Raw genomic sequence first — 14,692 nt, 5'->3', positions numbered from 1 at the left:
CGTTAAGAATCCATGTCACTTTGAGTGCCCACACAGATTGTCTGATAAATTGTTAAAGAGCAGTGCGACGGCGCTGAGCGCTCTGTCGCGAGGTCCCGTATAATACGTTTTCCTCATTCAGAGTCAAGCGTTTATTTCGCTTTTCTCTGTTGGCGTTCATCTCTGAACCCCGCTGACCCGGCGGCTTGCGTGCCGTTGTTCCGTGTCAGTGGAGGCGCATTATAGGGAGTTCTGAGACGTTGACAAGCCCTGTTTTAAAAAAACTTTTCAACCGTCTCTTTTTTCACCAAACCAGCTCGTAACGTGGCAAAAAACCAGCGTTTTGCTGTTTTAACCAACGAAATAGTCCACCAGATGGCATACTGATACAGATAAAAAGAGAAAGGAACGGCATATATGTCTTTAAGCGCACAGCAACTGGCGGCACAAAAGAACATCTCCTGGGTATTAGCAGAGAAACTGGCTCAAAAAATCCTGACCGGCGAATACCCGCCGGAAAGTATTCTTCCTGGCGAAATGGAATTGGGCGAACAGTTTGGCGTGAGTCGCACCGCGGTACGCGAAGCGGTTAAGACGCTTACCGCCAAAGGGATGCTGTTGCCGCGCCCGCGTATCGGTACCCGAGTCATGCCACGCAGTAGCTGGAACTTCCTCGACAAGGAGCTGCTCTCATGGTGGTTAACGGAAGATAACTTTGAAGAGGTGGTGAGCCATTTCCTGGTTATGCGCAGCAGCCTTGAGCCTCAGGCCTGTTTTCTGGCGGCCACCTTTGGCAACGCAGAACAAAAGGCCCAGCTCAATACCTTAATGGAAGAGATGGGCCAGTTAAAAAAACGCTTTCTGCGCGAACGCTGGATAGAAGTCGATATGGCCTGGCATGAGCACATCTATGAAATGAGCGGAAATCCGTTCCTGATCGCTTTCGCTTCTCTGTTTCATTCGGTCTACCACACCTACTTCACTTCGATTACTCAGAACGAAGTGGTAAAGCTGGATCTCCACCAGGCCATTGTCGACGCTATCCAGGATAGCGATGGCCCGCGAGCGCTTAACGCCTGCCAGACGTTATTGAACGCACCAAACCATTCAGGCAAGTAACAAGGGTTCCGCATGAGTGAAAAAAAAGGGCGCAGTATGGCCGGACTGCCGTGGATTGCAGCCATGGCTTTTTTTATGCAGGCGCTGGATGCCACGATTCTCAACACCGCCCTTCCCGCCATTGCGCATAGCCTAAACCGTTCACCGCTGGCCATGCAGTCTGCCATTATCAGCTACACATTAACGGTCGCTATGCTTATCCCGGTCAGCGGCTGGTTAGCTGACCGCTTCGGCACCCGTAAGGTGTTTATCATTGCCGTCGGCCTGTTTACGCTCGGTTCACTGGCCTGCGCCCTCTCTAGTTCATTAATGGAGCTGGTTATCTTTCGCGTAATTCAGGGGATAGGCGGCGCCATGATGATGCCGGTGGCGCGTCTGGCATTATTAAGAGCCTACCCGCGCAGCGAACTACTCCCCGTACTGAACTTCGTCACTATGCCCGGACTTGTTGGCCCGATTCTTGGGCCGGTGCTCGGCGGCGTGCTGGTCACCTGGGCCAGCTGGCACTGGATTTTCCTCATTAATATTCCTATCGGCATTATCGGGATACTGTACGCGCGCAAATATATGCCGGATTTCACCACGCCGCGCCGCCGTTTCGATACCAGCGGTTTTCTGTTGTTTGGATTGAGCCTGGTACTGTTTTCCAGCGGCATCGAACTGTTTGGCGAGAAAATCGTCGCAACCTGGATAGCTCTTTCGGTCATTGCCTTTAGCGTTATACTGCTGCTGGCCTATATCCGCCACGCGCGTCGCCACCCGACTCCGCTGATCTCGCTTTCTTTATTTAAGACGCGCACCTTTTCGGTCGGTATTGCCGGTAATCTGGCCACCCGTCTGGGCACCGGCTGTGTGCCGTTTCTGATGCCCTTGATGTTGCAGGTCGGTTTTGGCTATCCAGCGATCGTCGCAGGCTGCATGATAGCTCCCACCGCAATCGGCTCGATTATCGCGAAATCAACCGTGACTCAGATTTTACGCTGGCTCGGCTATCGGAAAACCCTGGTCGGCATCACCATTTTTATCGGACTGATGATTGCCCAGTTCTCCTTCCAGTCTCCGGCAATGCCTGTCTGGATGCTCTTGCTACCGCTGTTTGTGCTGGGGATGGCGATGTCCACCCAGTTCACATCGATGAATACCATCACGCTGGCCGATTTGACCGATGATAACGCCAGCAGCGGCAATAGCCTGCTGGCCGTGACGCAACAGCTATCCATTAGCCTCGGGGTCGCCATTAGTGCCGCAGTGCTACGTTTTTATGAAGGGTTCGACAGCGCCAGTACCGTTGAGCAGTTCCACTACACCTTTATTACGATGGGGGCGATTACCGTGGTTTCGGCGCTGACATTTATGCTGTTAAGAGCGAAAGACGGCCGCAACCTGATTAAAGAGCGGCATAAGCGTTAAACGGAGCCGCGAACGACCAGCTCCGGGGTGAGCTGAACGCGTTGCTGCTTCTGACCCGGATCGGCCATGCGATGAATCAGCACGTCGATGGCCAGTTCGCCCAGTTCATCTTTCGGCTGATGGATAGTAGTCAGTGGTGGCGTCATATAGCGCGCCAGTTCGATATCGTCATACCCCACCAGCGCCATATCCTGCGGAATTCGTAACCCGGCCTGATACAGCGATTGATATGCCCCAACGGCCATCGCGTCGTTGCCGACGAAGACCGCCTGCGGCCGCTCGGGTAAGGCGAGCAGCTTTTGCATGGCGCTAAATCCGCCGCCAAATTCGAAATCACTGGTAATGACATAACCGTCCATCACCGGAAGCCCGGCGCGCGCCATCGCCGCGTGATACCCCTCCAGGCGCAGGCGCGACGGCGTTTTATCCAGCGGCCCTGCAATACAGGCCACGCGGGTATATCCTTTATCAATCAGATACTGGGTTGCCATATCGCCGCCCAGCAGCGAGTTGTCCTGAATCAGATCGCTATCGCCGTCGAACGGCGCCCAGTCCATCATCACCGTAGGGACTGACGGGTAGCGCTGCATAATTTCCGGTGAAGGCTGATGCGTTTCGGTACACAGCAGCAGCAGACCATCGACGCGTTTTTGCATCAGCGTCTCAAGATTGCGGTTCATGCGCTGCTCATCGCCTTCGGTATTACACAGCACCAGACTATAGCCTCGCTCAAAACAGCTGCGCTCCACGCCGCGCACCAGTTCCGAATAAAACGGATTGGTACTGGCGGTGATCAGCATGCCAATGGTCCGGGTCTGGTTTAATTTGAGGCTACGCGCCAGGGCAGACGGCGCATAGTTAAGGTTTTTAATCGCCGCATCAACTTTGGCGGTAATCGCCTCGCTGACGAAGCGATCTTTATTAATGACGTGAGAAACTGTTGAAGTGGAAACGCCCGCCTCGCGGGCTACATCCTTCATGGTAGCCAAACGTTACCCCTGTTGACGTAAAAACTCGTCGATTTCTTCGCGCCATGGTACGGAAGGCTGTGCGCCTTTACGGGTAACGGCAATCGCCGCCGCGGCATGGGCAAAACGGATCGCTTCGTCCAGCGCGATTCCTTCCAGTAAGGCCGTCACAAAAGCGCCATTAAAGGTATCACCAGCGGCAATGGTATCGATGGCCTGAACTTTAAAACCGGGAACCCGACGGCCTTGACCTTCATGGCTGACCCATACGCCCCGGCTGCCAAGCGTAATCATCACGATACCAATGCCTTTGTCATGCAGCACACGGGCCGCGTTAGCCGCATCGTCATCGTTTTCCACGCGGATGCCGGTCAGCTTCTCGGCTTCGGTTTCGTTAGGCGTAATGATATCCACCAGCGCGAGCAGTTCATCTGACAACTCACGCGCCGGTGCCGGGTTAAGCACCACGGTGGTTTGATGCTGATGCGCGATTTTTGCTGCCGCCAGCACGCTTTCCAGCGGTGACTCCAGCTGCATCAGCAGCGCCTGAGCACCCGCAATACGCGCTTTTTCCGCCTCAACCTGCTCGACAGAGAGCGCGGCGTTAGCTCCGGCATGAATACCGATGACATTCTCACCTTCGGCGTTAACAAAAATCAGCGCCACGCCGGTCGATTGATCTTTGACTGCCCGCACCGGCGCAACATCGATACCATCGCTCTGGAGCTGGTGACGAACGCGTTCGCCGATATCGTCATCGCCGGTACAGGCAATAAACGCAATATCCGCGCCGCTTCGCCCGGCGGCGACGGCCTGGTTAGCCCCTTTACCGCCGAAAGCCACCTGATAATGATGACCGGTGACGGTTTCGCCCGGCGTCGGGAAAGATTCAAGGTTAAGAATGTGATCGGCATTGATGCTGCCAAGGACGACAAGTTTGCCTGCGGTTTTCATTATTTCTGTTCCCGGGAAAGCGCGCCACCGGATTCCGGTGGCGCATGCCCTGCTTTTCTTTTTTATATTGTCCCTCGGACCGTTTCCGACCCGAATCGCATATTACTGCTTAATGACCAGCTTCAGCTCAACCGGATAGCTGGCATCCACTTTCTCACCCTTCAGCACTTTATCAGCAGTTTCGACGCCTTTCACGCCGATCTGCTCTGGCAACTGAGCGATGGTCGCTGCCAGTTTGCCACTATTTACGGCTTTTTCGCCATCCGGAGTACCGTCAAATCCAACCACCATCACATCGGATTTGCCTGCCGTTTGTAATGCACGCAGCGCACCCAGCGCCATTTCATCGTTCTGCGCAAATACCGCTTTCACATCAGGATGGGCGGTCAGCAGGTTCTGCATGACGTTCAGACCTTTGGTACGGTCGAAGTCCGCCGGCTGGCTGGCCAGAACATTGAATTTGTGCGCGGCAACGGCCTGCTTAAAGCCCTCACCACGTTCACGAGCCGCGGAAGTCCCTGCAATACCCTGCAGTTCAATCACTTTCGCGCCTTCACCGGCTTTCTTCGCAATGTAGTCGCCGGCCATCTTACCGCCCAGCACGTTATCAGACGCGATATGGCTGACGACATCGCCTTTCGAAGCCTGACGGTCGAGGGTAATCACCGGGATCTTCGCCTGGTTAGCCATCTTCACGGCGTTACCTACCGCATCAGAATCGGTAGGGTTAATCAGCAGCAGCTTCGCGCCACGGACCGTTAAATCCTGTACGTTCGCCAGCTCTTTCGCCGGGTTGTTCTGCGAATCCAGTACGACAAGGTTGTAGCCCAGTTTGTCCGCTTCTTTCTGCGCCCCCTCTTTCAGGGAAACAAAGAACGGGTTATTCAGGGTAGAGATAACCAGGGCGATAGTATCTTTCGCCATCGCGTTGGCGCTGACGGTTGCACTGAGAGCCACAGCAGAGACCAGGGTCGCCAGTTTTTTCATATTCATAGTTAAGATGTCCTGTAGAGTTCTGAGTTACTGCTTTTTGTTGTCTACCAGCACCGCCAGCAAAATTACCACCGCTTTCACGATCATCTGGTAATAGGAAGAAACGCCTAATAGATTCAAACCGTTGTTCAGGAAGCCAAGGATCAACGCGCCAATCAAGGTACCGACAATACGCCCTTTCCCCCCCGCCAGACTGGTGCCGCCGAGCACAACCGCCGCGATAGCATCCAGTTCATAACCGGTACCCGCCGTCGGCTGCGCGGAAGAGAGACGCGCCACTTCGATAATCCCCGCCAGCGAAGCCAGCAGGCCGCATAACGAATAGACGATGATTTTCACTTTATTGACGCTGATGCCGGATAAGCGGGTCGCCGCCTCGTTACCGCCCAGCGCATAGATATAACGACCCAGCCGCGTATGGTGCAGCATGTACCAGGCCGCCAGAAAGACGATTGCCATAATCCATACCGGCGTCGGAACCCCTAACGGGCGCCCGATACCAAACCAGCCAAACAGGTCGGCGTTATCGGTAAACCCGGTGTTCACCGGACTGCCGTTGGTGTACACCATCGTCACCCCGCGCAGGAGCAGCATCATCACCAGGGTGGCGATAAAGGCCTGAACACGCCCTTTCGCCACAATCACGCCGGTCACCGCGCCAATTGCCGCGCCTAAAGCAAGCGCTGCGGCAATCGCTACCAGCGCATTCACCTCCAGCCCCACAATCGATGCCGCAACCGCACCGGTCAGCGCCAGCAGGGAGCCGACGGACAGGTCGATCCCCGAGGTCAGAATGACCAGCGTCATTCCGACGGCCATAATGGCGTTGACCGACGTCTGCTGCAGGATATTGAAGAGGTTATTAACGGTAAAAAAGTTGGGGCTCATGGTCGAAACAATCGCTATCAGCACCAGCAGGGCAATCAACGACTTTTGCTCCATCAGCCATGCTTTTGTGAAATAGCGGCGACCAGTAACAGCCTGGGTTGTCATCTTTTTTACTCCTGATTCACACGGTTAAGCTTGCCCACAGCGGCAGCCATCAATACTTCCTGGGTGGCCTGCTCGCGTGTGAACTCACCGCCGAGATGCCCTTCATGCATCACCATGATGCGATCGCTCATGCCCAGCACTTCCGGCATCTCCGAAGAGACCAGAATGATGCTCAGACCATCGGCTTTAAACTGGTTGATCAGCTGATAGATCTCTTTCTTCGCACCAACGTCCACGCCGCGGGTCGGTTCATCAAGGATCAGCACCTTCGGCCGCGTCATCAGCCCGCGGGCGATGGCCACTTTTTGCTGGTTACCACCGGAGAGCAGGCCTATTGCCTGTTCCATCGACGGCGTTTTCACATTGAACAGGCGGATAAAATCGCTCACCGCCTGCTGCTCATCTTTGTGCTTCAGGCGGCCACCAGCATGGCTGAAATAGCGCAGCGCCGTTAACGACATGTTTTCTTTCACCGACATACCGAGCACTAAGCCATCGCGCTTGCGGTCTTCGGAGATATAGACAATCCCGTTTGCCAGACCATCCTGAGGGGAACGGGTCACCACTTCATGGCCGTCGAGCGTGACGGAACCGCTGGTGCGCGGCAGCGCGCCGTACAGCACCTTCATCAACTCCGTTCGCCCGGCCCCCATCAGCCCGGCGACGCCGAGAATTTCGCCCTGACGGAGGGAAAAAGTCACATTTTCAACGCCCGGCCCGCACAGGTTGTTCACCTTCAGACGAACCGTACCGGGCGCTTTATCCAGGTGCGGATACTGATCTTCCAGCTTGCGGCCAACCATCATTTCGATCAGCAGATCTTCATTCAGACTGGCGACCTCGCGCTCGGCGATAAACTGCCCGTCGCGAAAGACCGTCACATCATCGCAAATCTCGAAGATCTCTTTCATACGGTGGGAGATATAAACAATCCCGCGCCCCTGCGCTTTCAGCTCGCGGATGACGCGGAACAGAGATTCCGTTTCGGTATCGGTCAATGCGTCCGTTGGCTCATCCATAATGATGACCTTCGACTCAAAGCTCAGCACCTTGGCGATTTCAACCATCTGCTGATCGCCAATCGACAGATCGCCCACCAGCTTCTGGCTGTTAAAGCGTAAATTCAGCTTTGCCAGCAGTTTGTCGGCTTCGGCATACATCGTTTTCCAGTCGATTTTGCCAAACCGGTTGACGAACTCACGACCGAGGAAAATGTTTTCCGCGATCGTCAGTTGTGGGATCAGGTTGAGTTCCTGGTGAATAATGCCGATACCGGCTTCCTGGGAGGATTTCGGTCCGTTGAAGGTGACCTCTTTGCCGAGCCACAACAGCGAGCCGGCATCGCGGGTATAGATACCGGTCAGCACCTTCATCATGGTGGATTTGCCGGCACCGTTTTCGCCGACCAGCGCCATCACGCGGCCAGCATAGACATTGAGCGAGGCGCCGGAGAGCGCCTTAACGCCAGGGAACGCTTTATCGATCCCTTTTAATTGCAATAAGGCTTCCATATCGGCGACCTCAGAACGTCACGCCGGCACAGAGAATAACGTTCGCATACGGGGAACACTCCCCGCTGCGAATCACCGCCTGACTATCTGCGGTTTGTTTTTTAAACTGCTCATGACTGGTGTAACGAATTTCAATGGTATTTCCCTGGTGTTGCTGCAGCAGCTCAAGGTGAGTGAGCAACGTCGCATGGAGCTGCGGATTGTGTGTCTTTATCTCTTCCGCCAGGATCGCCGCCTCAACCTGCATTTCCGCCGTCACCACCTCCAGAACCTGCATAAAGGAGGGAACGCCCTGGGTTAATGCCATATCGATGCGCGTGCTGCTGCGGGGAACCGGTAAACCGGCATCGCAGACCACCAGCGTATCGGTATGACCCAGGCGGGAGATAACCGAAGAAATATCAGCGTTAAGTACGGTGCCTTTTTTCATTTTTCTCTTTTGCTCCATTAGCGAAACGTTTCGCTGTCGCAAGTATTGTCAATACACGCATGAAAAACCATCACCAGAAGAGAGAAATGTGATCGCCATCGAAACGTTTCGCAAACGCCGGGAAGGAAAAGTGAAGCGGGGCAAAAAACCAAAAAAAGCCCTTCACGCGGAAGGGCTTCAGAGCATCAGATTTCGACCTGGGTACCGAGTTCAATCACCCGGTTTGGCGGGATTTCAAACTGATCCGGCGCCCTCAGGGCGTTACGCTGGAGCAGGAGGTACAGTTTTCCACGCAGACGCAAATACCATGGCCGTTTGCCGATAATCAGCGATTCATGCGACATAAAGAACGAGGTTTCCATCATCCGGCAGCTCAGACCTTCCAGCCCGCAGCGGTGGAACACCTCTTCCACGTTTGGCGTTTCGCGCCAGCCGTAGCTGGCCACCACACGCCAGAACGACGGCGAAATCTGCTCGATCTGCACCCGGCGGACGTTATGCACATAAGGCGCATCTTCAGTACGCAGCGTCAGCAGAATCACGCGTTCATGCAGCACCTTGTTGTGCTTAAGGTTATGCAGCAGGGCAAACGGAATCACGTTCAGCGCACGGGACATATATACGGCAGTCCCCGGTACGCGAACCGGCGGTGATTTCTCGAGGGAAGAGATCATCGCTTCCAGAGAGTTACCGTGTTCATGCATCCGACGCAGCAGACGGAAACGCTCGCTTTTCCAGGTCGTCATCACGGTGAACATCACCAGACCCAGCGTTAACGGCAGCCAGCCGCCGGAAACAATCTTATCGAGGTTGGCCGAGAACAGCGGAAAATCAATGCTCATAAAGGCGATAAGGAGCAGCGCGACAACGAACTTATTCCAGCGCCAGTTTTTACGCGCGACCGTAGTGAAGAGAATCGTGGTCAATACCATGGTTCCCGTTACCGCGATCCCGTACGCCGCCGCGAGGTTCGAAGAGTGCTCGAAGTTGATAATCACGATGACCACCGAGACATACAGCAGCCAGTTGATGAACGGAATATAGATCTGTCCGGACTCCATTTCCGAGGTATGAATAATCCGCATCGGCGACAGATATCCCAGACGAACCGCCTGACGAGTCAGCGAGAAGACTCCGGAAATTACCGCCTGCGAGGCGATAACCGTCGCCAGCGCCGCAATGATCAGCATCGGAATCAGCGCCCATTCAGGAGCCAGCAGGAAGAAGGGGTTTTTGATCGCTTCCGGGTGCTGCAACAGCAGCGCTCCCTGGCCGAAGTAGTTCAGCACCAGCGAGGGCAGCACCACCGAAAACCAGGCCAGGCGAATCGGTAGTTTGCCAAAGTGCCCCATATCCGCATACAGCGCTTCGACACCGGTAATGGACAGCACCACCGCGCCCAGCGCAACAAAAGAGACGGTTTTATATTCAAGGAAGAAATGAACCGCCCAGTAAGGGTTTAGCGCCTGCAGCACTTCCGGGTTGGCGATAATGCTGCGCGCGCCCAGCACCGCCAGCAGCAGGAACCAAATCAGCATAATCGGCGCGAACAGCTTGCCGACCATACTGGTCCCGTGCTTCTGGATAGCAAACAGCAGCGTCAACACGATAATGGAGATGGGGACAATCCAGGTATCCAGATTAGGGGCGATAATTTCCAGCCCTTCAATCGCCGACATGACCGAAATCGCTGGCGTAATCACCACTTCACCATAGAAGAAGCTGCCGCCGATCAGACCAAGAATAACCAGAACCGACGTCATTCGCGCAGACGTATTACGCCCCGCCAGCGACATCAGCGTCAGGATCCCCCCTTCACCGGCGTTATCTGCGCGCATTACGAAGGTGATATATTTGAGTGATACGGTAAAGATCAACAGCCAGAATATTAGCGACAGAAAGCCAAAAACAGCATCACGTTCAACGCCAAACCCAAACTGACCAGACAGACATTCCCGAAGTGTATACAGCGGACTGGTACCGATATCTCCGTATACCACGCCGATAGCCGCCAGCGTTATTGCCGGCAACGATTGCTTATTATCAGTGCTCATAGACTAGTCTTTTCGTTTATAAAACAAATGTGTGCCTAGTCCCTTGGCCCACAAAAAGCGCACAGTATGCACGATTATTTGCTGAATCGTACCCCTAACAAACATCATATTAACCTGGCTCAAAGAAAATAAATCGATTCTTCAGGCTATTACCATCCCTAATCAAACATCTATACTCGAATCAATAACGACACATGAAAAAGCACGCAACTCAATTATGGCTCAATCACATTTACTGGCAGAAAGAATTTCCCGGCTCAGCGCCTCCCTCGAAAAAGGTTTGTTCGAACGCAGTCACGCGATACGACTCTGCCTGCTTGCCGCACTCAGCGGCGAAAGCGTTTTTTTACTCGGTCCGCCGGGCATCGCTAAAAGCCTGATCGCCCGCCGCCTCAAATTCGCCTTTCAGCAAGCCCGCGCTTTTGAATACCTGATGACCCGCTTTTCTACTCCGGAAGAGGTTTTTGGCCCCCTCTCCATCCAGGCGCTGAAGGATGAAGGACGCTACGAGCGCCTGACGACAGGCTATCTTCCGGAAGCCGAAATCGTCTTCCTCGATGAAATCTGGAAAGCCGGCCCGGCTATCCTCAACACCTTACTGACGGCAATCAACGAACGTCAGTTCCGCAACGGGGCGAAAGAAGAAAAAATCCCCATGCGCCTGCTGGTGGCTGCCTCAAACGAATTACCGGAAGCGGACAGCAGCCTTGAAGCGCTGTACGATCGCATGCTCATCCGTTTATGGCTGGATAAGGTCCAGGATAAAACGAACTTCCGCTCGATGCTGATAAGCCAGCAGGATGAAAACAGTAACCCGGTCCCTGCCAGCCTGCAGGTCAGCGACGAAGAGTTCCGGCAGTGGCAGCAGGATATCAGCGCCGTGAAGCTACCGGACAGCGTGTTTGAGCTTATCTTCCAGCTCCGCCAGCAGCTGGATACGTTATCGGGTTCGCCTTATGTCTCGGATCGGCGCTGGAAAAAGGCCATTCGTCTGCTGCAGGCCAGCGCCTTCTTCAGCGGCCGGGATACCATTGCCCCTATCGATCTGATTTTGCTGAAAGATTGCCTGTGGCACGATATCGAAAGCATGAATCTGATGTCACAGCAGCTGGAAACCTTGATGACCAGCCATGCCTGGCAACAGCAGGCAATGCTGACCAAACTGGGCGCCATAACCCAAAGACGCATCCAAATCCAACAGCAGCACAGCGACAAAACCGCGCTGAAGGTCACGCGCCTCGGCGGGATGTTCAGCCGTAAACCGCATTATGAATTACCGTCTGAACTCAAGGATACCACGCTGACCCTGCTGCTCCAGCAGCCGCTTAAGCTGCACGATATGGAAGTTATTCATATAACCTTCGTCCGCGAAGAGCTCTCGCACTGGCTGGAAAAAGGCGGTGAAATCCGCGGCAAGCTTAACGGCATTGGTTTCGCCCAGCAGCTGAATATCGATGTCGATGCCAGCCAGCATCTGGTCGTTCGCGACGTCAGCCTGCAAGGCTCCCGCCTTTCGCTGCCCGGCAGCGAATCGCAAGAAAACATGCCGGCCGAAATCCGCCAGCAGCTGGAAGCGCTGGATGACGAATGGCACCAGCAACATAACCGCTTTAGCGAACAGCAAAAATGTCTGTTTATTCCCGGTGACTGGCTAGGACGTATTGAAGCCAGCCTGCAGGACGTCGGCACGCAGATTAAACAGGCGCGACAGCCATGACGCTGGATATGCTGAATGTCATGCTGGCAGTCAGCGAAGAGGGGATGATCGAAGAGATGCTGCTGGCGCTGCTGGCCTCTCCTCAGCTTGCCGTGTTCTTCGAAAAATTTCCGCGCCTGAAGAATATTATCGCCGCCGATATTCCGCGCTGGCGGGAAGCCGTCAGAGCACGACTCAAAGAGACGCCGATCCCGCCGGAGCTGGATGTTGAAGTCCAGAACTATCAGCGATCGCAGCTGCTCTCCACCTCGCAGTTCATCGTGCAGCTCCCGCAGATCCTTGGCCAGCTGCATCAGCTGCACTCGCCGTTTGCCGCCCAGGCGCAACAGCTGGTGGATGACAATACGACCTTCACGCCCGCACTACATACCCTGTTTTTACAGCGCTGGCGTCTGAGTCTGGTGGTGCAGGCAACCACACTCAACCAGCAGCTGCTGGATGAAGAACGCGATCAGCTACTGAGTGAAGTCCAGGAGAGGATGACCCTGAGCGGACAGCTGGAACCGGTGCTGGTGGAAAACGATAACGCCGCGGGCCGGCTGTGGGATATGAGCGCAGGCGAGCTGAAGCGCGGCGACTATCAGCTGATCGTTCGCTACGGTGACTTTCTCAGCCAGCAGCCGGAGCTGATGCAGCTGGCTGAGCAGTTAGGCCGCTCGCGGGAAGCCAAATCGGTACCGAAAAAGGATGCGCCGATGGAAGCCTTTCGCAGCCTGGTTCGTGAGCCGGCAACGGTACCGGAACAGGTTGATGGCCTACAACAGAGCGACGATATCCTGCGCCTGCTGCCGCCGGAGCTGGCGACGCTGGGGATCACTGAACTGGAATTCGAGTTCTATCGCAAGCTGGTAGAAAAGCAGCTGCTGACCTATCGGCTACATGGCGACGCCTGGCGGGAAAAAATCACCGAGAGGCCGGTGACCCGACAAGATGTTGACGAACAGCCACGCGGACCTTTTATCGTCTGCGTCGATACTTCCGGCTCGATGGGCGGTTTCAACGAACAGTGCGCCAAGGCGTTTTGCCTGGCATTAATGCGGGTGGCGCTGGCGGACAATCGCCGCTGCTTTATTATGCTTTTCTCCAGTGAGGTCGTGCATTACGAGCTGACGGGCCCGCAGGGTCTGGAGCAGGCGATCCGCTTCCTGAGCCAGCGTTTTCGCGGCGGTACGGATTTAGCCAGCTGTTTCCGTTCCATCATTGAGCGAATGCAAAACCCGCAGTGGGTCGATGCCGATGCGGTGGTGATTTCTGATTTTATTGCCCAGCGGCTGCCGGATGAGGTGATCAATAAGGTGGGGGAGCTACAGCGTAAGCATCATCATCGCTTTCATGCGGTAGCGATGTCTGTCCATGGCAAACCCGGCATCATGCGCATCTTCGATCATATCTGGCGCTTTGATACCGGGTTACGTAGCCGCCTGCTGCGACGCTGGCGGCGTTAACGGATCTCTCGGGGCGATTAAAGGAGCGAAGCCACGCTCTCACGAACCTGCGCCGGCCATACGCCGCACTGTACCTGGCCGATATGATCCAGCTGCAGCAGCAGCATGGTAAGACGGGATTGACCAATGCCGCCGCCGATGGTCTGCGGCATTTCACCGCGCAGCAGCGCCTGGTGCCACTCCAGCTTCAGACGATCCTCATCACCGGTGATCGCCAGCTGGCGCTTCAGGGCCTCGGCATCCACGCGGATCCCCATAGAGGAGAGCTCGAAAGCGTCTTCCAGCACCGGGTTCCACACCAGAATATCGCCGTTCAGGCCGCTAAAGCCTTCCTCAACCGATGTACTCCAGTCATCATAATCCGGCGCACGAACGTCGTGACGCTGGCCATCAGAAAGCTTACCGCCAATCCCCATCAGGAATACGGCTCCCAGCTCTTTCGCAATCGCCCGCTCGCGGCCTTTAGCATCGAGACCCGGATAACGGCTCAGCAGCGTCTGGCTATGGACAAACTGAATCTGTTCCGGCAGGAACGGCGTCAGGCCAAACTCTTTACATACAGCGGCTTCGGTCGCTTTAATCCCGGCGTAGATAGCCTCTACGGTTGATTTTAATGTGCCGGCATGGCGTTCATCATCACCCATCACGCGTTCCCAGTCCCACTGGTCGACGTAAACAGAGTGGATGGCGGTCAGTCGGTCTTCATCGGGGCGAAGGGCCTTCATGTGCGTGTACAGCCCTTCGCCCGCGCTGAAGTCGTGTTGTCCCAGGGTTTGACGTTTCCACTTCGCCAGTGAATGAACCACTTCGAACTGGGCGTCTGGCAGCGTTTTCACTTTCACCTGAACCGCTTTCTCGCAACCAGACAGGTTGTCCTGAGTCCCGTCTCCTACGCGGCTTAAGATAGGTGCCTGGACTTCAATCAGACCAAGCTTCTCTTCCAGCTGGCGGGAAAAGTGAGACTTAACGAAACTAATCTGGCGTTGTTTTGCGATGTATGCGGTTTTCATTTTTTATTACTCCTGCGTCCTGTTGATATTGATTAAGCAACAAAAATGGCCACCAATACAATAATCAAACAACAAAAAGCCATGTTCACTTTTGATTCATTAAAATATA

The 14,692-nt window shown here is 54.9% G+C and carries 12 protein-coding genes; 4 read left to right on the top strand and 8 right to left on the bottom strand.

Going from position 1 to position 14,692, the window contains the following annotated elements; genetic code table 11:
• Nucleotides 1-396: 396 nt before the first annotated feature.
• Complete coding sequence (locus MC50_RS08550) at nt 397-1,098, top strand: FadR/GntR family transcriptional regulator (protein ID WP_032690145.1); 702 nt, start codon at nt 397-399, stop codon at nt 1,096-1,098.
• Between the two features lie 12 nt (nt 1,099-1,110).
• Nucleotides 1,111-2,508, top strand: a complete 1,398-nt coding sequence (mdtD, locus tag MC50_RS08545) for a multidrug transporter subunit MdtD (RefSeq protein ID WP_047663649.1) — start codon at nt 1,111-1,113, stop codon at nt 2,506-2,508.
• Here mdtD and rbsR read toward each other — a convergent pair.
• The 7 genes from rbsR to kup all read right to left on the bottom strand — a co-directional run bounded on the left by rbsR (nt 2,505) and on the right by kup (nt 10,411).
• The gene (gene rbsR, locus MC50_RS08540) at nt 2,505-3,488 is read right to left on the bottom strand and encodes a ribose operon transcriptional repressor RbsR (protein WP_032690147.1); all 984 of its coding nucleotides are present in this window, start codon (nt 3,486-3,488) and stop codon (nt 2,505-2,507) included. The two genes, mdtD and rbsR, sit on opposite strands and share 4 nt — an antisense overlap.
• A gap of 12 nt (nt 3,489-3,500) precedes the next feature.
• Entirely contained in the window at nt 3,501-4,433 is a 933-nt protein-coding gene (gene rbsK / locus MC50_RS08535; protein WP_163921356.1) for a ribokinase, read from the bottom strand.
• Between the two features lie 99 nt (nt 4,434-4,532).
• A complete protein-coding gene (rbsB, locus tag MC50_RS08530) occupies nt 4,533-5,423 on the bottom strand; it encodes a ribose ABC transporter substrate-binding protein RbsB (protein ID WP_004869247.1) in 891 nt (296 codons plus the stop codon).
• A 27-nt stretch (nt 5,424-5,450) separates the two neighbouring features.
• Nucleotides 5,451-6,416 (bottom strand): ribose ABC transporter permease, encoded by a 966-nt coding sequence (rbsC, locus tag MC50_RS08525; RefSeq protein ID WP_004869245.1) that lies wholly within the window; start codon nt 6,414-6,416, stop codon nt 5,451-5,453.
• A gap of 5 nt (nt 6,417-6,421) precedes the next feature.
• The gene (gene rbsA / locus MC50_RS08520; protein ID WP_047663647.1) at nt 6,422-7,927 is read right to left on the bottom strand and encodes a ribose ABC transporter ATP-binding protein RbsA; all 1,506 of its coding nucleotides are present in this window, start codon (nt 7,925-7,927) and stop codon (nt 6,422-6,424) included.
• Between the two features lie 10 nt (nt 7,928-7,937).
• Nucleotides 7,938-8,357 (bottom strand): D-ribose pyranase, encoded by a 420-nt coding sequence (rbsD, locus tag MC50_RS08515; protein ID WP_032690150.1) that lies wholly within the window; start codon nt 8,355-8,357, stop codon nt 7,938-7,940.
• A gap of 185 nt (nt 8,358-8,542) precedes the next feature.
• Complete coding sequence (gene kup / locus MC50_RS08510; protein ID WP_004869240.1) at nt 8,543-10,411, bottom strand: low affinity potassium transporter Kup; 1,869 nt, start codon at nt 10,409-10,411, stop codon at nt 8,543-8,545.
• 217 nt (nt 10,412-10,628) lie between these two features.
• Between kup and ravA the strand changes: the two genes are divergently transcribed.
• Nucleotides 10,629-12,128: an ATPase RavA gene (gene ravA / locus MC50_RS08505; RefSeq protein ID WP_032690151.1), complete on the top strand. Its 1,500-nt coding sequence runs from the start codon at nt 10,629-10,631 to the stop codon at nt 12,126-12,128.
• Entirely contained in the window at nt 12,125-13,573 is a 1,449-nt protein-coding gene (gene viaA, locus MC50_RS08500) for an ATPase RavA stimulator ViaA (protein WP_047663646.1), read from the top strand. Before ravA ends, viaA begins: the two co-directional genes overlap by 4 nt.
• A gap of 17 nt (nt 13,574-13,590) precedes the next feature.
• Here viaA and asnA read toward each other — a convergent pair whose 3' ends face one another.
• Nucleotides 13,591-14,583 carry an aspartate--ammonia ligase gene (gene asnA / locus MC50_RS08495; RefSeq protein ID WP_032690153.1) on the bottom strand — a complete coding sequence of 331 codons (993 nt, stop codon included), beginning with the start codon at nt 14,581-14,583 and terminating at the stop codon, nt 13,591-13,593.
• Nucleotides 14,584-14,692 lie beyond the last annotated feature (109 nt).

This window comes from Klebsiella planticola (genome assembly GCF_000783935.2).
Lineage (GTDB): Bacteria > Pseudomonadota > Gammaproteobacteria > Enterobacterales > Enterobacteriaceae > Klebsiella > Klebsiella planticola.
This window is presented reverse-complemented; position numbering and strand designations above follow the sequence as displayed.

Bases quoted from the DNA above. Each gene is read 5' to 3' on its own strand.
- rbsR (WP_032690147.1), bottom strand. From the start codon at position 3,488: ATGAAGGATGTAGCCCGCGAGGCGGGCGTTTCCACTTCAACAGTTTCT.
- kup (WP_004869240.1), bottom strand. From the start codon at position 10,411: ATGAGCACTGATAATAAGCAATCGTTGCCGGCAATAACGCTGGCGGCT.
- asnA (WP_032690153.1), bottom strand. From the start codon at position 14,583: ATGAAAACCGCATACATCGCAAAACAACGCCAGATTAGTTTCGTTAAG.
- rbsB (WP_004869247.1), bottom strand. From the start codon at position 5,423: ATGAATATGAAAAAACTGGCGACCCTGGTCTCTGCTGTGGCTCTCAGT.
- rbsD (WP_032690150.1), bottom strand. From the start codon at position 8,357: ATGAAAAAAGGCACCGTACTTAACGCTGATATTTCTTCGGTTATCTCC.
- mdtD (WP_047663649.1), top strand. From the start codon at position 1,111: ATGAGTGAAAAAAAAGGGCGCAGTATGGCCGGACTGCCGTGGATTGCA.
- viaA (WP_047663646.1), top strand. From the start codon at position 12,125: ATGACGCTGGATATGCTGAATGTCATGCTGGCAGTCAGCGAAGAGGGG.
- rbsC (WP_004869245.1), bottom strand. From the start codon at position 6,416: ATGACAACCCAGGCTGTTACTGGTCGCCGCTATTTCACAAAAGCATGG.
- ravA (WP_032690151.1), top strand. From the start codon at position 10,629: ATGGCTCAATCACATTTACTGGCAGAAAGAATTTCCCGGCTCAGCGCC.
- MC50_RS08550 (WP_032690145.1), top strand. From the start codon at position 397: ATGTCTTTAAGCGCACAGCAACTGGCGGCACAAAAGAACATCTCCTGG.
- rbsA (WP_047663647.1), bottom strand. From the start codon at position 7,927: ATGGAAGCCTTATTGCAATTAAAAGGGATCGATAAAGCGTTCCCTGGC.